Raw genomic sequence first — 17,409 nt, forward strand, 5'->3', positions numbered from 1 at the left:
CGCTTCCACGCCGTGCCGCCCCGCCCCTTCCTGGCCCTGCCGTCCCCATGAATGCCATCGCCCAGCCTGTAGCCGCCCCGTCCACGCGTGATGCGCGTGATGCCCGCAACGACAAACTGTTCCGATGGGTGCTGGTCGGCACCGTCATCTTCGTCCTGATCGCCCTGGCCTGCGCCGCGCTGTCGATGCTGTGGGGCGGCCGCCATGCCCTGCAGATGCAGGGCCTGAGCTTCTTCTTCTCCGCCGACTGGAATCCGGTCGAAAACAAGTTCGGCGCGCTCGCCCCGATCTACGGCACCCTGGTCACCGCCGTCATCGCGATGGTCATCGCCGTGCCGGTCAGCTTCGGCATCGCCTTCTTCCTCACCGAAGTCGCACCACGCTGGCTGCGTGGCCCGGTCGGCACAGCCATCGAACTGCTGGCCGGCATTCCCTCGATCATCTACGGCATGTGGGGCCTGTTCGTGCTGGTGCCGGTGATGACCGAGTACGTCACGCCGTTCCTCAACGAGACCCTGGGCGAATGGCCGATCATCGGCCCGATGTTCCAGGGCCCGCCGCTGGGCATCGGCATGCTCACCGCCGGTTTCGTGCTGGCGATCATGGTCATTCCGTTCATCTCCTCGGTGATGCGCGAAGTGTTCCTGACCGTGCCGACCCGCCTGAAGGAATCGGCCTATGCGCTGGGCTCCACCAAGTGGGAAGTGAGCTGGGACATCGTGCTGCCCTACACCCGCTCGGCGGTGATCGGCGGCATCTTCCTCGGCCTCGGCCGCGCCCTCGGCGAGACGATGGCGGTGGCCTTCGTGATCGGCAACAGCGTGCGCCTGTCGCCGTCGCTGCTGGAACCGGGCACCACCATTGCTGCGCTGATCGCCAACGATTTCGGTGAAGCCACTGAAACCTACCGTTCGGCCCTGCTGCTGCTCGGCTTCGTCCTCTTCATCGTCACCTTCGTGGTGCTCGCCATCGCCCGCCTGATGCTGATGCGCCTGTCCCGCAAGGAGGGCAACTGATGTCCAGCACCGCTGACTCCCTGTACCTGCGCCGCCGCATCGGCAATGTCGTTGCGATCACCGCCTCCTGCGCCACCGCGCTGTTCGGTTTGTTCTTCCTGGGCTGGATCCTGTTCACCCTGGCCTCCAAGGGCCTGGCCGGCATCAACCTGGATCTGTTCACCAAGATGACGCCGCCGCCGATGCAGGAAGGCGGCCTCGCCAACGCGTTCTTCGGCAGCGCCGTGATGTGTGCGCTGGCGATCGGCATCGGCACCCCGCTGGGCGTATTGGCGGGCACCTGGCTGGCCGAGTACGGCAACGCCCGCAAGGCCGGCACCGTGGTCCGCTTCGTCAACGACATCCTGCTGTCGGCCCCGTCCATCGTGCTCGGCCTGTTCGTCTACACCCTGTACGTGATGCAGACCGGCGGCAACTTCTCGGCGTTCGCCGGTGCGCTGTCGCTGGCCTTCATCGTGCTGCCGGTGGTGGTACGCACCACCGACGAGATGCTGCGCCTGGTGCCCTCGCAGATGCGCGAAGCGGCCCTGTCGCTGGGCATCCCGCAGTGGAAGGTGATCGTGCAGGTGCTGTACCGCAGTGCCTCGGCCGGCATCATCACCGGCATCCTGCTGGCACTGGCCCGCATCTCCGGCGAGACCGCACCGCTGCTGTTCACCGCCTTCGGCAACCAGTACTGGAACAACAACATCTTCCAGCCGATGGCCTCGGTGCCGGTGGTGATGAACCAGTTCGCCGGCAGCCCGTATGAATCCTGGCAGGTGCTGGCATGGGCCGGTGCCCTGGTGCTGACTGTCTTCGTATTGCTGGTCAGCCTTGCCGCCCGCGGCATCCTGCTGCGCAACCGTATCTCCCATGACTGACCTTTCCGTGGATAACGCCATGAACGACCTTTCGAACGCCGTGCCGATGCAGCGCATCGCCGTGCCGTCCTCGCACGAGAGCCTGCACACGCCGTCGCCGGTGAAGCTGGCTGCGCGTGGACTGGACTTCTACTACGACAAGTTCCACGCCCTGAAGGGCATCAACCTGGAAATCCCGGAAAAGCGCGTGACCGCGCTGATCGGTCCTTCCGGTTGCGGCAAGTCGACCCTGCTGCGCATCTTCAACCGCATCTACGCGCTGTACCCGAAGCTGGAAGCGCGCGGTGAAGTGCTGCTGGACGGCGAGAACATCCTGTCGCCGAAGTACCCGATGAACCGCCTGCGCAGCAAGGTCGGCATGGTGTTCCAGAAGCCGGTGCCGTTCCCGATGACCATCTTCGAGAACGTGGCCTACGGCATCCGCCACCACGAGAAGCTGAGCAAGGCCGACATGGCCGACCGCGTCGAGCAGGCGCTGCGCCAGGGCGCGCTGTGGGACGAAGTGAAGGACAAGCTGGGGCAGAGCGCACTGGGCCTGTCCGGCGGCCAGCAGCAGCGCCTGTGCATCGCCCGTGCCGTGGCCCTGCGCCCGTCGGTGCTGCTGCTGGACGAGCCGACCTCGGCGCTGGATCCGATCTCGACCAGCCGCATCGAGCAGCTGGTGGAAGAACTCAAGCACGAGTACACCATCGTGATCGTCACCCACAACATGCAGCAGGCCGCTCGCGTGTCCGACTACACCGCCTTCATGTACCTGGGCGACCTGATCGAGCACGACCGCACCGAAGTGATCTTCTCGCAGCCGTCGCAGCGGCAGACCGAGGACTACATCACCGGCCGCTTCGGCTGAAACGTCAGTCGAGCACGGCTCGACCCTGCAGACACCATCAGTCGAGCGTGGCTCGACTCTACAGAGTGGAACAACCATGAACCTTCCCAACGACCACATCGTCAAGAGCTACGACGAAGAGCAGCAGCGCCTGGTGGCCGAGATCGTGCGCATGGGCGAGATGGCCGTCGCCCAGCTCGAAGCGTCGATGGACGTGATCGAGAAGCGCGACGAGAACGCTGCCCATCGCATCATCGCCAACGACGAGGCGATCGATGCGCTGGAACAGCAGATCAGCCACGACGTGATGCGCCTGGCGCTGCGTGGCCCGATGGCGCGCGACCTGCGCGAGATCCTTGCCGGCCTGCGCATTCCGGCCGACATCGAGCGCATCGGTGACTACGCTGCCAACGTCGCCAAGCGCTCGATCGCGCTGGGCAAGGTGCCGCCGCTGCCGCAGATCCAGGGCCTGCGTGCACTGGGCCGCCTGGCCGCGCAGCAGGTCCGGCGTGCCATTGTCGCCTACCGCGACAACGATGCTGATGCCGCGCTGGAACTGCGCGAGGACGACGCCCGCCTGGACGCGCAGTACACCGCGCTGTTCCGCGAGCTGCTGACCTACATGATGGAAGACCCGCGCAACATCACCCCGTGCACGCACCTGCTGTTCATGGCAAAGAACCTGGAGCGCGTGGGCGACCACGCCACCAACATCGCCGAGAACGTATGGTTCCTGGTGCATGGCGAGCAGCCGCTGCCACCGCGTGAAAAGCGCGACGAGACCTCCAGCACCGGCCAGCCCTGACGCTGCACTGCAACACCGGAGTCGACTCCAAGGTGGCCGCTGTCCTGGTGACAGCGGCCTTCTTTTTTGGGGTGTTTCATCCGCATTGTGGGCGCCACGCGTGCCCGGTGTGGACCTGCCGGATGCTTCTGTAACAGATCTCACGAAAATTTGAGTTCTTGGCGAGGATTCGTTGAGTAGGATCGCTGCACCATCGATTCACCCCGGGCACCTGCCCACCACCCAGGAGTAAGACCGATGAGCAGTTCCAACAAGACCCTGTCCCTGCTGACCGCTACCGCCCTGGCCGCCGGCCTGGGCATGACCGCCAGCGCCTCGGCGCTGAGCATGAGCGACCTCGCCCAGGGCTACCTGGTGGCCGGCCAGGCAGCCAAGGCCAGCACCGATGCCAAGCCCGCCGATACCAAGATGGCAGCCGACGCGACCAAGCACGCCGAAGGCAAGTGTGGTGCCGACGGCAAGACCGGCGAAGGCAAGTGCGGTGCCGACAAGGGCAAGGCTGCCGGCGCAGCGGGCGCCAAGGCCAAGACCGGCGACACGAAGTCGGCTGAAGGCAAGTGCGGCGAAGGCAAGTGCGGTGGCAAGCACTGACGTCCGCGCCAGCCTCGTCCACCCGCAGTCGCCGCTTCGCGCGGCGGCTGCAGGGTTGGGCCTGCGCCGGGCGCTGCTGCAGGATCTGCGTGACGCTCCGGCAGGCGACTTCGACTTCCTGGAATGCGCGCCGGAGAACTGGATCCATGTCGGCGGCCCGGCCGGTGATGCCCTGGCCGAACTGGCACACCGCCATCCGCTGAGCTGCCACGGCCTGTCGCTGTCGCTGGGCGGCAGTGCCGCCCTGGACACCCCGCTGCTGGAGCAGGTCGGCCGGTTCCTCGAAAAGCACCGCGTGCCGCTGTACAGCGAGCACCTGAGCTACTGCAGCGACGACGGCCACCTGTACGACCTGCTGCCGATCCCCTTCACCGACGAAGCCGTGCGCCATACCGCGCAGCGCATCCGCCGCGTGCAGGACCTGCTCGGCCGCCGCATCGCGGTGGAGAACGTGTCCTACTACCTGGCGCCGGAACCGGCGATGGACGAGCTGGCGTTCACCAATGCGGTGCTCGCCGAAGCCGACTGCGACCTGCTGCTGGACGTCAACAACGTCTACGTCAACGCCTGCAACCACGGCTACGATGCCGATGCCTTCATCGCCGGCCTGCCCGCGCAGCACATCGTCTGCCTGCACGTGGCCGGGCACCTGGACGAGGCACCCGACCTGAAGATCGATACCCATGGCAGCGCGGTGATTGATCCGGTCTGGGAGTTGCTGGCGCGTACCTATGCTCGCATCGGCCCACGCCCCACCCTGCTCGAACGCGATTTCAATTTCCCGCCCTATGCGGAACTGCAGGGCGAACTGCAGACCATCCGCCGCCTGCAGGCCGCACACGCCGGGGCTGCACATGGCTGACGCTATCGACACCCTGCGCGCGCAGCAGCACGCGTTCACCGCGCACCTGCGCGATCCACAGGCGGTGCCGGCACCGGCCGGCCTGGATGCACGCCGGTTGGCGGTGTACCAGCACCTGCTGTTCAACAACCTGCTCGGGCTCCTGAGCAACGGTTTCCCGGTCTGCGTCCGCCTGCTCGGCGAACCGGCATGGAGCGCGCTGGTGCGCCACTACTTCGCCACCCATCGCTGCCAGACCCCCCTGTTCACCGAGCTGGCCGCCGAGTTCGTGCAGTGGCTGCAGGCACAGTCGCAGCTGCCGCACCCGGCGCTGGCCGAACTGGCCCACTACGAGTGGGTGGAAACCGCGCTGTACCAGTTGCAGGCCGAGCCACTTCCTGCGCCTGGCGATGTCGATCCGCTGCGGGTGCCGCTGCAGCGTTCGCCGCTGGCGTGGCCGCTGCTGTACCAGTGGCCGGTGCACCGTCTCGGTGCAGAGGATGCGCCGACCCAGCCCCTCCCAGAACCCACCGGCCTGCTGGTCCGCCGCGAAGCCGACGGTGAAGTGCGATTCGCCGCGCTCAGCCCCTTGGCGGTGCACCTGCTGTCCAGCATCGGTGAACAGCCTGGGCTGGAAGGCCGTACGTACCTGCAACGCCTCGCCACCACGCATGGGCTGGCCGAAGACGCGCTGGCCGGCCCCGGTGCCGCGCTGCTGCGGCAGTTCCTGCAGGCCGGCGTGATCGGCCCGCTCACCGCCCCGCCCTGACACCCCATTTGCGGAGATCCCCTGATGAACCTTCCGACCCTGGCCGACGCGCGTGACCAGCTGGACCGTCTCGCCCCCTGGTTGGCCCCGCTCGGCCTGCGCCTGCTGCTGGCCTGGGAATTCTTCGAATCCGGCCGCGAGAAGCTGCGCGGCCAGAACTGGTTCGCCGACCTGCAGGACGCCTTTCCATTCCCGTTCGACCAGTTGCCGGCCACCCTGAACTGGCAACTGGCGACCTGGTTCGAACTGCTCGGGGCGGCCTGCCTGCTGTTCGGTTTCGGCACCCGTTTCGCCGCCGCGAGCCTGCTGGTGCTGACCGTGGTGGCCACCTATGCGGTGCATTGGCCGATGGAGTGGAACTCGCTGGCCGACCTGGCCATGGGCTATGCGATCAGCGACCAGGGCTTCGGCAACTTCAAGCTGCCGGTGCTGTTCATGGCCATGCTGCTGCCGCTGATCTTCACCGGCGCCGGCAAGCTGAGCGTGGACGCCTGGTTGGCGCGGTGGTCTCCCTCGGCCACACCCGCGCGGCCAGCGGTTCGGTAGATGCCGACCTTGGTCGGCGCGTCATGTGCCAACCAAGGTTGGCACCTACCGGGTTCTGCGTTCGTGCCACCACGGTGGCTGGCATGGGCTGCGTGGCCGGGCGCTCAGGGCCGCTCTGATAGAATTCACGCATGACTGACCCCATCCCCGCACCTGCCGCCGTTCCCGATTCCGCACTTCCCCAGGCGCAGCGCGCGATGTCACAACGCTTCCGCGGCTTCCTGCCGGTGGTGGTGGATGTGGAAACCGGCGGCTTCGACAGCCAGCGCAACGCGCTGCTGGAAATCGCTGCGGTGCCGATCGAGATGGACGAGAACGGCCTGCTCTACCCCGGCCAGACCGCCAGTGCCCACGTGGTCCCGGCCGAGGGCCTGGAGATCGACCCGAAGTCGCTGGAAGTGACCGGCATCATCCTCGACCATCCGTTCCGGCTGGCCAAGGAAGAAAAAGCGGCGTTGGACCACATCTTCACTCCGGTGCGTGCGGCGATGAAGAAGTACGGCTGCCAGCGCGCGATCCTGGTTGGCCACAACGCCCATTTCGACCTCGGCTTCGTCAACGCGGCCGTGGCGCGGACCGGCCACAAGCGCAACCCGTTCCATCCGTTCAGCGTGTTCGACACGGTCACCCTGGCCGGTATCGCCTACGGCCAGACCGTGCTGGCGCGTGCGGCCACTGCCGCCGGGCTGGGTTGGGATGCGAATGAAGCGCACAGCGCGGTATATGACACCGAGCAGACCGCGCGGCTGTTCTGCACCATCGCCAACGCCTGGCCGCGGTAAGACAGCGCTTTCTGTAGAGCCGAGCCATGCTCGGCTGCACCTTTTTCCGCGCTGTCGCGCGGTAGTCGAGCACGGCTCGACTCTACAGGCCGACGTCGTTCCATCGATGCATGGTGGCGAATCAATCGCCGCACAGTAGATCCACGCCATGCGTGGATGCGATCAACCAATGCTCGTGCGATCGCGGCCGTCGCTCTTGGCGCGGTACAGCGCGCGGTCGGCGCGCTGGTACAGCAGCGCCGGGGTGCGGTCGTCGGCATCCAGCTCCACCAGCCCCGCACTGAAGGTCACGCGCAGGCCTTCCACACCGGCCCAGTCGGGGTGGTCATGGAACAGGCCGCGCAGGCGCGCGCACAGCTGCGCGGCTTCCTCCAGGCGGGTGTCGTTGAGCAGCAGCGCGAACTCTTCGCCGCCGGTTCGCGCCGGCAGGTCGGAGTCGCGGCTGGCGGCTGCGATCAGCGTCGCCACCTGCACCAGCACGGCATCGCCGATGCTGTGGCTGTGGCGGTCGTTGACGTCCTTGAAATGGTCGATGTCCAGCACCACCAGGCACAGTGGATGACCACTGCGCTGCGAACGGGCGAAGTCACGCGCCAGCGTCTCGTCGAAGCCGCGGCGGTTGGCCAGCCCGGTCAGCGCATCCTCACGGGCCTGGCGCTCGAAGGCTTCGGCCTGGCGCGCCAGGCGTTCGGCCAGCTCGGTCTTTTCCTGGTTCAGCGCCTGCAGGTGCACGGTCTTGGCCTGCAGGTCGAAGGTCGCGTCGTCCACCCGCCGCGCCAGGCGCAGGTTGCTGGCCTTCAGCTGCTGCAGCAGCAGGCGGTACAGTGCCACCAGGCCGGCCAGCAGCAACAGCCCGCCCAGCGCCTGCACGCTGCGCCGCTGCCACCAGAACGGCTCGACGCTGAAGCTCCACACCGCCTCCTGTTGTCCCCAGCTGCCGCCCGGATGCGCCGCAGCCACATGCAGGGTGTAGTCGCCCGGCGGCAGGCCAACGAACTCGACGCTGCGCTGCGGGCCACGCTCGACCCAGCCGGCATCGAGGCCGTCCAGCCGCGTGCGGTAGCGGATCCGGTCGGACATCAGGTAGCTCAGGCCGACATAGCTCACCGCCAACCGGCGGCCACCGGGAATGTAATTGCGATCCGGTCCCTCCCAGTGCACCGGCGCACCATCCACCTGCACGCTCTCGATCGCCGCCGGCGGCGATGGCCGCTCGCGGAAACGCTGCAGGCGTTGCGGGTCGACCGTGCTCAGGCCACCGGCGGTGACCACCCAGAACGTGCCATCCTGGCGCAGGATCGCCGATGGACTGGAGCTGCCATTGGCCTGTGCATTGGCCATGCCGTCGATCTCGTTGTAGCGCTCCAGCACCACCCGCGGCGTGCGGCCATCGGCCACCGCATTGAGGGTGGCCATGTCGGTGCGCAGCACACCACGGTTGCTGCTGATCCAGACATTGCCGAGGCGGTCCGGCACCAGCTGGAACACCGCGTCCACCGGCATGCCCTGCTCCAGGCCGACCCGCGCCAGCGCACCGTTGCGCCAGCGGTACAGGCCACGATCACTGCTGATCCACATCGCATCGCCCAGCTGGTGGAAACCGAACACGCTGCGGCCGCCCCCCAGCGGGGCCAGGTCGATCGACTGCACGTGGTCGCCACGCAGCACGCGGATGCCTTCGATGGTGCCGATCCACAGGTTGCCCTGGTGGTCATGCTCGAGCGCGGTGATCAGGCCGCCGGGCATGCCCGGCACGTTCGAGACCTGCACCCGGTCGCCGTCGATGCGCACCACGCCCTTCTGCGTGCCGGCCCAGACCACGCCCTGCGGGTCAACGGTGATCGCACGGATGTTGCCGCCCGGCATGCCGTCAGCCGCAGCATAGTTGTGGCGCAGGCCCCCATCGCGACCCAGCCGGTAAACGCCGTCGCCGAAGGTTCCCACCCACAGGTCACCGTCCGGCCCCTGTGCCAGGCTCAGTACCGAGGGCGCCTTGCCGCCGCGGTTGTGCAGCGGCACCGCGCGGAAACGACCGTCGCGGGTCTGGAGGTCAAGGCCGCTGGCGCTGCCGACCCACAGCTGGCGGTCGCGATCCTCGAACACCGTGCGCACGTAGTCGCCACTGAGCCCATCGCGCTCGGTGAAGCTGCTGAACAGTGTTTCGCGCAGGCGGTACAGGCCCCCATTGGCTCCCACCCAGATGCTGCCTTCGGCATCCTCGCGCAGGCTGACCACGCGTCCGCCCGGCAGGTTCAGGCCGGCCGGCAGCCGCTCCAGGCCATGGGCGGAAATGCGCAGCAGGCCCTGGTTCTCGGTACCCAGCCACAGATCGCCATGCCGGTCCTGCAGCATCGAGGTCATGTGCAGCTGGCCCGGCAGGCGGTGCACCAGCACCAGCTCGTCGTCCTCCACCCGGTACAGGCGCTCGCCGGCGACGATCCACAGCGCGCCATCCGGTGCCCGGTACGGCCACGACAGGCCGCTGCCGGCGCCCAGCCCCCACGCGGCGGGCGCGCGCTTGAGCACGCCGTCGTTGTCGCGCAGCACCAGCCCGTCGAGCGTGCCGACCCATACCCGGTCCTGTGCATCGACCACCAGCTTGGTGAAGCTCATCGCCATCGGCAGGTCCGCCGCCGGTGCCTGGTAGACGATGCCGGCATCCGGCGTCAGGTAGCCGATGCCCTTGCCTTCGTACAGCAGCCACAGCCGGCCCTGGCTGTCCATCTGCATGGACTGGATCAGCACCTGCGGTGTACCGGCCTGGTGCTCCCAGACCCGCCATTGGCCGTCGCTGCCGCGGTGGCTGACGTTGCCGCGCGAATCGCTGATCCACAGCCCACCCTGGCGGTCGACGAACAGTGCGCCGATGCCGTTGTCGCGCAGGCCCGGGCGCGTACTGCGGTCGAACACGGTGAAGTCCAGTCCGTTGTAGCGCACCAGCCCTTCCCAGGTGGCGAACCACAGATGGCCCTCCGGCGTCTGTGCGATGTCGCGCAGCGAGTTGTGCGGCAGGCCGTTGCGCGAGGTCCATACATCGATGGCGTAGTCGCGCAGCGGGGGCGCGCCCTCCTGTGCCGCCAGCGGCAGCGCGAGGGCCAGCAGCAACCACAGCAGGCCCTGCCGCAGTGCCCGCCTGAATCCTGATGCGCGGCGCTCCACCCAGCGCCCCTCGTCCCCCTGCCCGCCCATCACCGCAGCAGCGGCGGCCAGGTGCGGCTGCAGGGCGCGGCAGCGTGCGGGAACAGCCGGGCAGCGCGCACTGGCATGCCGGCGGGAACGGGCTGGCTCATCGAGGGGAGACTGGGGAGATGGGCAGATGATAGGCCAAACCCCGGCCCCGGCGTCACCGTCCGCGGCCCGCCGGCTCAGCCGGCGCGGCCGGGCGCCACCACCTGGGCACTGGCCGGCCACTGCACCACCGCCTCCAGGCCACCTTCGGCCCGGTTGCGCAGCCACAGCCGCGCGCCGTCCTTCTCGGCCAGGGCGCGGGCGATGGTCAGGCCCAGGCCGGCCCCGCCGGTCTGGCGCGAACGCGAGGTTTCCACCCGCACGAACGGATCGAACACCGCCTCCAGCTGCTCTTCGGCCAGGCCGGGGCCGTCATCGGCCACCACTACGGTGATCGCACCGCCGCTGCGCTCGACCCGTACCCGCGCCCGTTGCGCGTACATCACCGCGTTGTCCACCAGGTTGGAGAACAGGCGGTGCATGGCCAGCGGACGCAGCATCAGCACCGAACCACTGCCCCCCTCGAAGACCACGTCGGCGCCGCCTTCGGCGGTGTCCTCGACGATGCTCTCCAGCAGTGAATCCAGGTCGAGTGCGGCGCGCTGCTCGGCACTCTCGGCACTGCGGGCCAGTTCCAGGCCCTCGCGCACCAGCGCCTGCATCGCCGCCAGGTCACCGATCAGGCGCTCGCGCAGGGCTTCGTCGCTGACATTCTCCAGGCGCAGGCGCAACCGGGTCAGCGGCGTCTGCAGGTCATGGGTGATCGCCGCCAGCATCTGCGTGCGTTCGGCCAGGTGCCGCTGCAGGCGGTGCTGCATGGCGTTGAAGGCTTCGGCGGCGCGCTGCACTTCACGCGGCCCGCGCAATGGCAACGGGTCGCGCTGCAGATCGTCGCCGAGATCCTCGGCAGCGGCGGCCAGTTCCTGCAGTGGCGCACTGGCCATGCGCGCAACGATATAGGCCAGCACGGCAATCGCCAGCACCAGCAGGGTCAGGAACCACGGGTCCACGGCGAGGATGCCGTTGTGCGCCACCGCCGGCGAGTCCAGCGCCAGTTTCAGCAGCGTGCCGTCGTTGAGGGTCACGTCCACCGCGCGGCACTTGGGCGGGATGAACGCCGGGTCGCGTTCGCGCGGCGGCCGCCGGTGACCCGGCGGTGGCGGCGGCAGCAGGTCCTGCAGCTTGGGAATGCAGGAGCGGAACGAAGCGAAGTGCACATGCGCGCGCGACACCGGTCCGGGGCGGTCTTCCAGCACTTCCATCAGCGCCGTGTCGGCACGCCCGAGGCGGGCTCCGGGCTGCAGCGCGCGCACGCTCGGCCCGCCGATCGCCAGCAGGCGCTCGCGCAGCTCCGGATTGCCGTCCAGCAGGTTGACGTAGCCCTGCAGGCGGTCGGCGATGCGGTTCAGGTTCTGCCGCTCGAACTCCTGCTGGCGCTTGGAAGTGGCCAGCATGGTCGCGCCGATCGCAGCCACCGCCATGCCCAGCAGCAGGATCACGAACAACCGCCCGACCATCGAGGACAGGAAATGGCGCAGGCGCTTCATCGCGGCTTATTCCAGGTTGACCGCGGAGGCCAGCACGTAGCCCTCGTTGCGCACGGTCTTGATCAGTCCGTCCGGGCCACCGTCGTCGCCCAGCTTGTTGCGCAGGCGGCTGACCTGCAGGTCGATCGCGCGGTCCTGTGCCTCGTAGTTGCGGCCACTGCTGAGCGCGACCAGCTGCTCGCGCGACAGCACCTTGTTGGCGTGCGCGATGAACACCCGCAGCAGGCGGAACTCGGCGCCGGACAGCACCACCACGCGGTCATCCGGATCGACCAGGTGGCGATGCTCCAGGTCGAACACCCAGCGCGAGAAGCGCGCACGGCGCACCGCCAGCGGCTCCAGGTTGGCCGGCAGCGCCTCGGTCCGGCGCAGCACGTTGCGGATGCGTGCCAGCAGCTCGCGCGGTTCGAACGGCTTGGCCAGGTAGTCATCGGCGCCCATTTCCAGGCCCAGCACGCGATCGATCGGCTCGGCGCGTGCGGTCAGCATGATCACCGGCGTGTTCGAACGCGCACGCAGGTCACGGCACAGGGTCAGGCCATCCTCGCGCGGCAGGTTGAGGTCGAGCACGATCAGGTCCACGTGCTCGCGGTCCAGCAGCTGGCGCATGGCGGTGCCATCGGCCGCCGTGCTCACCAGGTAACCGGCGCGGCCGAGCTGCTCGGCCAGCAGCGTGCGGATGTCGTTGTCGTCGTCGACGATCAGCAGTCGATGCATCGGGTTTTCAGTCTCCATGTCGCGATCATCCCGTGTCGGCAGCTGAACCGCATCCGGGGCAATGCGTACCAGTGTATCCACCCACGGGCGGGATACCTGTGGTTACGCGTATTCACCGACAGTGTTACATACAGACATACCCCGAGGATTGAGCCGTCCATCGCCCGGTCTTCACAATGCCCGCCAACGCCGCACGCGCGGCCCCGAGAGTGAAGCCACGACGTGACGTTCCGCCTGCTGCCCGCGACCCGCCGGAGTCGCCTGATACTGATCGCCCTGCTTGCCCTGATCGTCGCCGCGACCGCCTGGTGGCTGCTGCGCAAGCCCGCCGCGCCGGCGGTGGCCACCTCGCCGGTCAGCCGCGGTGACATCGAGCAGACGGTGGACGCCACCGGCGTGATCGATGCCTACAAGCTGGTCAGCGTCGGTGCGCAGGCCTCGGGCCAGATCAAGTCGCTGAAGGTGCAGCTGGGCGACACCGTGAAGGAAGGCGACCTGATTGCCGAGATCGACGCCACCACCCAGCAGAACCAGGTGCTCAACGCACAGGCCTCGCTGGACCAGGTCACCGCCCAGCGCGCCGTCCAGCAGGCCACCCTGCGCCAGGCCGAACTGGAATTCGCGCGCCAGCAGCAGATGCTGGCCGCCGAGGCCACCTCGCGCCAGGAATACGATGCCGCCGAGGCGCAGCTGAAGACCGCCCGTGCCCAGCTGCAGTCCTACGAGGCGCAGATCAAGGGCCGCGAAACCGAGCTGGGCACCGCCCGCGCCAACCTGGCCTACACCCGCATCACCGCGCCGATGGACGGCACCGTGGTGGCGGTGGTGGCCGAGGAAGGCCGCACGGTGAACGCCAACCAGACCGCGCCGACCATCGTCATGCTGGCGCGGCTGGACGTGGTCACCGTCAATGCGGAGATCTCCGAGGCCGACGTGGTCAAGATCAAGGCCGGCATGCCGGTGTACTTCACCACGCTCGGCGACCCGGACCGCAAGTACCACGCCACGCTGCGCCAGATCAATCCGGCGCCAGCCTCGATCGCCAACGAGAATTCATCCAGCTCCAGCAGCTCCTCCAGTTCCAGTTCCAGCAGCGCGGTCTACTACAACGCGCTGTTCGACGTGGAGAACCCGGATGGCACGCTGCGCATCGACATGACCGCGCAGGTCTCGGTGCTGCTCAAGCAGGCCAAGGGCGTGCTGATGGTGCCGGCAGTGGCGCTGGGGCCGAAGCGCCGTGGCGACGAGCGCATGGTGCGGGTGCTGGACGACAAGGGCCAGCCGCAGCCGCGCAAGGTCACGGTGGGCATCAACAATGGCGCCTCGGCCGAGATCCTGTCCGGGCTGAAGGAAGGCGAGCGCGTGGTGGTTGGCGAAGCGGGTGCGGCCGGTGCCAGCGCCGGCGGCGGCAACCGCGGCGGCATGCAGATGCGGGTTGGCGGCCCGGGCATGGGGCGCCGATGAGCACGACGGCGCCGCTGCTGCGCCTGCGCGACCTGCGACGTGAATTCCCGGCCGGCGATGATGTGATCGCCGTGCTGCGCGACGTCAATCTCGACATCCACGCCGGTGAGATGGTGGCCATCGTCGGCCAGTCCGGCTCGGGCAAGTCGACGCTGATGAACATCCTCGGCTGCCTCGATCGTCCCACCCGTGGCAGCTACCAGGTGGCCAGCCGCGAAACCGGGAAGATGCAACCGGACGAACTGGCCGAACTGCGCCGCGAGCATTTCGGTTTCATCTTCCAGCGCTACCACCTGCTCGGCGACCTGGATGCGCGCGGCAACGTGGAAGTGCCGGCGGTGTACGCCGGCAGCCCCGGCCCGGTGCGCAACGCGCGTGCCGAGCAACTGCTGCAGCGGCTGGGCCTGAGCGACCGCATGCATCACAAGCCGGGCCAGCTGTCCGGTGGCCAGCAGCAGCGCGTGTCGATCGCACGCGCCCTGATGAACGGCGGCGAGGTGATCCTGGCCGACGAACCGACCGGCGCGCTGGACACGAAATCCGGCGAGGAAGTGATGGCGATCCTCGGCGAACTGCATGCCGAAGGCCACACCATCATCATCGTCACCCACGACATGAGCGTGGCCGAGCACGCGCAGCGCATCATCGAAATCCGCGATGGCGAGATCATCGCCGACCGCGCCAACCCGAATGCGCCGACCTACCGTGCGCAGCGCGAGGCCAGTACCGGCGTCGCCCACGGCAACAGCTGGCGGGCCGCGCGCGACCGCTTCACCGAAGCGTTCCGCATGGCGCTGCTGGCGATGAACGCACATCGGCTGCGAACCTTCCTGACCATGCTCGGCATCATCATCGGCATCGCCTCGGTGGTCTCGGTGGTGGCGCTGGGCAATGGCTCCCAGCAGCAGATCCTGCAGAACATCAGCGCGCTCGGCACCAATACCATCGACGTCTATCCCGGCCGCGGTTTCGGCGACATGCGCTCGGCGCGCGTACAGACGCTCAAGGCCAGCGATGCCGATGCACTGGCAAGGCAGAGCTACGTGGACAGCGCCACCCCCAGCGTATCGACTTCGGTCACCGCGCGTTACCGCAACCAGTCGTCCACCGCCCAGGTCAGCGGCGTTGGCGAGCAGTTCTTCCGGGTCAAGGGCGTGACCCTGCTCAGCGGCAGCTTCTTCGATGCCGATGCGGTCAAGGGCCTGGGCCAGGTGGCGGTGATCGACGAGAACACCCAGGCCCAGTTCTTTCCCGATGTCGACCCGGTCGGCCAGGTGATCCTGCTCGGCAACGTGCCGGCGCGCGTGGTCGGCGTGGCCAAGCGGCAGAGTTTCGGCTTCGGCGGCAGCACCAGCCTCAGCGTGTGGGTGCCGTACACCACGGTGATGTCGCGCATGCTCGGCCAGAGCCACGTGTCCAGCATCACCGTGCGCGTGGACGATGACACGCCGATGGACGCCGCGCAGGAAGCGATCACCCGCCTGCTGACCCTGCGCCATGGCACCGAGGATTTCTTCCTCAGCAACAGCGCCGAGATCCGCGAGACCATCGAGCAGACCACGCGCACGATGACCCTGCTGATCGGTGCCATCGCCGCCATCGCGTTGCTGGTCGGTGGCATCGGCGTGATGAACATCATGCTGGTATCGGTGACCGAGCGCACCCGCGAGATCGGGGTGCGCATGGCCGTCGGTGCACGGCAGAGTGATATCCGCCAGCAGTTCCTGATCGAAGCGGTGCTGGTCTGCCTGCTCGGCGGCGTGCTCGGTATCGGCCTGGCCCTGCTGCTGGGCTCGATGATCGGCCGCTTCGCCAGCGACTTCCAGGTGCTGTTCTCCACCGCCTCGATCGTCGCCGCGTTTGCCTGCTCGACCCTGATCGGCGTTGCGTTCGGCTTCCTGCCAGCGCGCAACGCCGCGCAGCTCGACCCGGTGGAGGCCCTGGCCCGCGAATGAAGATGATGACCCGACTGCCCTTCCCCGCTCCCCGGCACCTGCTGCTGGCCGGTGCCGTTCTACTCGCCCTGTCCGGCTGCGCGTCGGTCGGCCGCTACCCGGTGCACGACCCGGCCGTGGCGGCGCAGTATGGACGTGGCGATGCCACCCTCAACGCACCAGCCGATGACCCGCGCAGCAGCCTGGATACACCGGGCCGCGACATCCGCCAGGACACCTGGTGGACCGGCTTCGGCGATGAACGCCTGGACCGTCTGGTGGCGCAGGCGCTGGCCGCCAACAGCGATCTGGCCGCCGCCGGCCTGGCCGTGCAGCGTTCGCGCCTGCAGGCCGGCCTGGCCAGCAACGCACTGTGGCCGCAGCCCTCGTCATCCGGCGTGAGCGGCAGCGCCAGCCGCGCCACCAACCAGTCTGATGATTGGCGCCGCAGCTATTCCACCGGCGTCTCGCTGGGTTGGGAAGTGGACCTGTGGGGCCGCCTGCGCACCCAGCGCGACATCGCCCGCTGGGAAGCCGAGGCCAGCGAGGAAGATCGGCAGAACACCGCGCTGCTGGTGATCAGCGACACCATCACCCAGTACTGGAACCTGGCCTACCTCAACCAGTCGATCGCCACCGGCCAGGCCAACCTGGAGCGCCTGGAACGCACCCGCGAACTGGTGCAGGCCCGCTTCGACGCCGGTGCGGTATCGCGCCTGGAAGTGCGCCAGGCACTGCAGAACCTGCAGTCGCAGCGGTCCTCGCAGAGCGCGCTGGAACAGCAGCGGGTGGAGGTGCGCAACGCGCTGACCGTGCTGCTGGACGGCACGCCCTGGCCCCAGCAGGACGAACCACAGGACCTGCTGGGCGCACGCAGCCCAGCCATCAGCGAAGGCCTGCCGACCGATCTGCTCGGCCGCCGCCCCGATCTGCGCGCGGCCGAACTTCGCCTGCGCAACAGCCTGAAGACCATCAAGGTCACCGCCACCCAGTACTACCCTGCGCTGAGCCTGACCGGCAGCCTCGGTTCCAGCGCGACCTCGCTGGGCGACGTACTGCGCAACCCGGTGGCCACGCTGGGCGCCGGCCTGTCGCTGCCGTTCCTCAACCTGCAGCGTGCGCAGCTGGATACCGATATCGCCGGCACCGCCTACCAGATCGCCGCCAGCAACTTCCGCAAGACGCTGTATACCGCGCTCTCGGAAGTGGACAACGCACTGTCGGCGCGCGAGCAGCTGGCGCGCCAGGTGGCGGCCTCGCAGGCTTCATACGACGAAGCGGTGGAAGTGGAACGCGCGCAGGAAGTGCGTTACCGCGTGGGTGCCACCGATCTGCGCACCTGGCTGGAAGCGCAGCAGACCCGGCGTGATGCCGAACTGTCGCTGGCACGCGCGCGCCAGGGCCAGCTCAACAACGACGTGACGCTGTTCAAGGCGTTGGGCGGCAGCGCGGGGTGAGGCGGGACATGAAACGGGGT

General features: G+C 68.2%; 15 protein-coding genes. 12 read left to right on the forward strand and 3 right to left on the reverse strand.

Annotation, left to right across the window (positions count from 1 at the left end; all coding sequences use genetic code 11):
• Window positions 1-47 precede the first annotated feature (47 nt).
• The 9 genes from pstC (at window position 48) to rnt (ending at window position 7,042) form a co-directional block, all read left to right on the forward strand.
• On the forward strand, window positions 48-1,016 hold the full coding sequence (pstC, locus tag AC5P6H_RS09810; RefSeq protein WP_005412771.1) for a phosphate ABC transporter permease subunit PstC: 969 nt from the start codon (window positions 48-50) through the stop codon (window positions 1,014-1,016).
• Window positions 1,016-1,879 (forward strand): phosphate ABC transporter permease PstA, encoded by an 864-nt coding sequence (gene pstA / locus AC5P6H_RS09815; protein WP_014646538.1) that lies wholly within the window; start codon window positions 1,016-1,018, stop codon window positions 1,877-1,879. Before pstC ends, pstA begins: the two co-directional genes overlap by 1 nt.
• Window positions 1,880-1,898: 19 nt before the next feature.
• A complete protein-coding gene (gene pstB / locus AC5P6H_RS09820; RefSeq protein WP_005408788.1) occupies window positions 1,899-2,729 on the forward strand; it encodes a phosphate ABC transporter ATP-binding protein PstB in 831 nt (276 codons plus the stop codon).
• Window positions 2,730-2,805: 76 nt separating this feature from the next.
• Complete coding sequence (gene phoU, locus AC5P6H_RS09825; protein ID WP_495202564.1) at window positions 2,806-3,513, forward strand: phosphate signaling complex protein PhoU; 708 nt, start codon at window positions 2,806-2,808, stop codon at window positions 3,511-3,513.
• Between the two features lie 237 nt (window positions 3,514-3,750).
• Window positions 3,751-4,104 (forward strand): HvfA family oxazolone/thioamide-modified RiPP metallophore, encoded by a 354-nt coding sequence (locus tag AC5P6H_RS09830; RefSeq protein ID WP_495202565.1) that lies wholly within the window; start codon window positions 3,751-3,753, stop codon window positions 4,102-4,104.
• Window positions 4,091-4,966 carry an HvfB family MNIO-type RiPP peptide maturase gene (locus AC5P6H_RS09835; RefSeq protein ID WP_495202566.1) on the forward strand — a complete coding sequence of 292 codons (876 nt, stop codon included), beginning with the start codon at window positions 4,091-4,093 and terminating at the stop codon, window positions 4,964-4,966. Before AC5P6H_RS09830 ends, AC5P6H_RS09835 begins: the two co-directional genes overlap by 14 nt.
• Window positions 4,959-5,714, forward strand: coding sequence for an HvfC family RiPP maturation protein (locus AC5P6H_RS09840; protein WP_069117332.1), 756 nt, complete (start codon window positions 4,959-4,961; stop codon window positions 5,712-5,714). The genes AC5P6H_RS09835 and AC5P6H_RS09840 overlap by 8 nt, the downstream gene beginning before the upstream one ends.
• Before the next feature lie 24 nt (window positions 5,715-5,738).
• The gene (locus tag AC5P6H_RS09845; RefSeq protein WP_495202567.1) at window positions 5,739-6,260 is read left to right on the forward strand and encodes an HvfX family Cu-binding RiPP maturation protein; all 522 of its coding nucleotides are present in this window, start codon (window positions 5,739-5,741) and stop codon (window positions 6,258-6,260) included.
• 131 nt (window positions 6,261-6,391) lie between these two features.
• Window positions 6,392-7,042 (forward strand): ribonuclease T, encoded by a 651-nt coding sequence (gene rnt / locus AC5P6H_RS09850; RefSeq protein ID WP_032956522.1) that lies wholly within the window; start codon window positions 6,392-6,394, stop codon window positions 7,040-7,042.
• A gap of 162 nt (window positions 7,043-7,204) precedes the next feature.
• On the opposite strand, the gene AC5P6H_RS09855 is transcribed toward rnt, so the two are convergent.
• From AC5P6H_RS09855 to AC5P6H_RS09865, 3 genes are all read right to left on the reverse strand, one after another.
• Window positions 7,205-10,231: a ligand-binding sensor domain-containing diguanylate cyclase gene (locus AC5P6H_RS09855; RefSeq protein WP_053495256.1), complete on the reverse strand. Its 3,027-nt coding sequence runs from the start codon at window positions 10,229-10,231 to the stop codon at window positions 7,205-7,207.
• Window positions 10,232-10,407: 176 nt separating this feature from the next.
• The gene (locus tag AC5P6H_RS09860; RefSeq protein WP_032956880.1) at window positions 10,408-11,817 is read right to left on the reverse strand and encodes an ATP-binding protein; all 1,410 of its coding nucleotides are present in this window, start codon (window positions 11,815-11,817) and stop codon (window positions 10,408-10,410) included.
• Between the two features lie 6 nt (window positions 11,818-11,823).
• Window positions 11,824-12,552 carry a response regulator gene (locus tag AC5P6H_RS09865; protein WP_041863210.1) on the reverse strand — a complete coding sequence of 243 codons (729 nt, stop codon included), beginning with the start codon at window positions 12,550-12,552 and terminating at the stop codon, window positions 11,824-11,826.
• A gap of 204 nt (window positions 12,553-12,756) precedes the next feature.
• On the opposite strand from AC5P6H_RS09865, the gene AC5P6H_RS09870 reads away from it, so the two are divergent.
• Genes AC5P6H_RS09870 through AC5P6H_RS09880 form a run of 3 tightly spaced genes read left to right on the forward strand, consistent with a single transcriptional unit; the run spans window position 12,757 to window position 17,389 of the window.
• A complete protein-coding gene (locus AC5P6H_RS09870) occupies window positions 12,757-13,998 on the forward strand; it encodes an efflux RND transporter periplasmic adaptor subunit (protein WP_014646531.1) in 1,242 nt (413 codons plus the stop codon).
• The gene (locus AC5P6H_RS09875) at window positions 13,995-15,953 is read left to right on the forward strand and encodes a MacB family efflux pump subunit (RefSeq protein WP_495202568.1); all 1,959 of its coding nucleotides are present in this window, start codon (window positions 13,995-13,997) and stop codon (window positions 15,951-15,953) included. Before AC5P6H_RS09870 ends, AC5P6H_RS09875 begins: the two co-directional genes overlap by 4 nt.
• Window positions 15,950-17,389, forward strand: a complete 1,440-nt coding sequence (locus AC5P6H_RS09880) for a TolC family protein (protein WP_495202569.1) — start codon at window positions 15,950-15,952, stop codon at window positions 17,387-17,389. Before AC5P6H_RS09875 ends, AC5P6H_RS09880 begins: the two co-directional genes overlap by 4 nt.
• The last annotated feature ends 20 nt before the right edge of the window (window positions 17,390-17,409 follow it).

Source organism: Stenotrophomonas sp. YJH_SMC_110, assembly GCF_059369255.1.

Bases quoted from the DNA above. Each gene is read 5' to 3' on its own strand.
- pstC (WP_005412771.1), top strand. From the start codon at position 48: ATGAATGCCATCGCCCAGCCTGTAGCCGCCCCGTCCACGCGTGATGCG.
- pstA (WP_014646538.1), top strand. From the start codon at position 1,016: ATGTCCAGCACCGCTGACTCCCTGTACCTGCGCCGCCGCATCGGCAAT.
- pstB (WP_005408788.1), top strand. From the start codon at position 1,899: ATGAACGACCTTTCGAACGCCGTGCCGATGCAGCGCATCGCCGTGCCG.
- phoU (WP_495202564.1), top strand. From the start codon at position 2,806: ATGAACCTTCCCAACGACCACATCGTCAAGAGCTACGACGAAGAGCAG.
- AC5P6H_RS09830 (WP_495202565.1), top strand. From the start codon at position 3,751: ATGAGCAGTTCCAACAAGACCCTGTCCCTGCTGACCGCTACCGCCCTG.
- AC5P6H_RS09840 (WP_069117332.1), top strand. From the start codon at position 4,959: ATGGCTGACGCTATCGACACCCTGCGCGCGCAGCAGCACGCGTTCACC.
- AC5P6H_RS09845 (WP_495202567.1), top strand. From the start codon at position 5,739: ATGAACCTTCCGACCCTGGCCGACGCGCGTGACCAGCTGGACCGTCTC.
- rnt (WP_032956522.1), top strand. From the start codon at position 6,392: ATGACTGACCCCATCCCCGCACCTGCCGCCGTTCCCGATTCCGCACTT.
- AC5P6H_RS09855 (WP_053495256.1), bottom strand. From the start codon at position 10,231: ATGGGCGGGCAGGGGGACGAGGGGCGCTGGGTGGAGCGCCGCGCATCA.
- AC5P6H_RS09860 (WP_032956880.1), bottom strand. From the start codon at position 11,817: ATGAAGCGCCTGCGCCATTTCCTGTCCTCGATGGTCGGGCGGTTGTTC.
- AC5P6H_RS09865 (WP_041863210.1), bottom strand. From the start codon at position 12,552: ATGGAGACTGAAAACCCGATGCATCGACTGCTGATCGTCGACGACGAC.
- AC5P6H_RS09875 (WP_495202568.1), top strand. From the start codon at position 13,995: ATGAGCACGACGGCGCCGCTGCTGCGCCTGCGCGACCTGCGACGTGAA.
- AC5P6H_RS09880 (WP_495202569.1), top strand. From the start codon at position 15,950: ATGAAGATGATGACCCGACTGCCCTTCCCCGCTCCCCGGCACCTGCTG.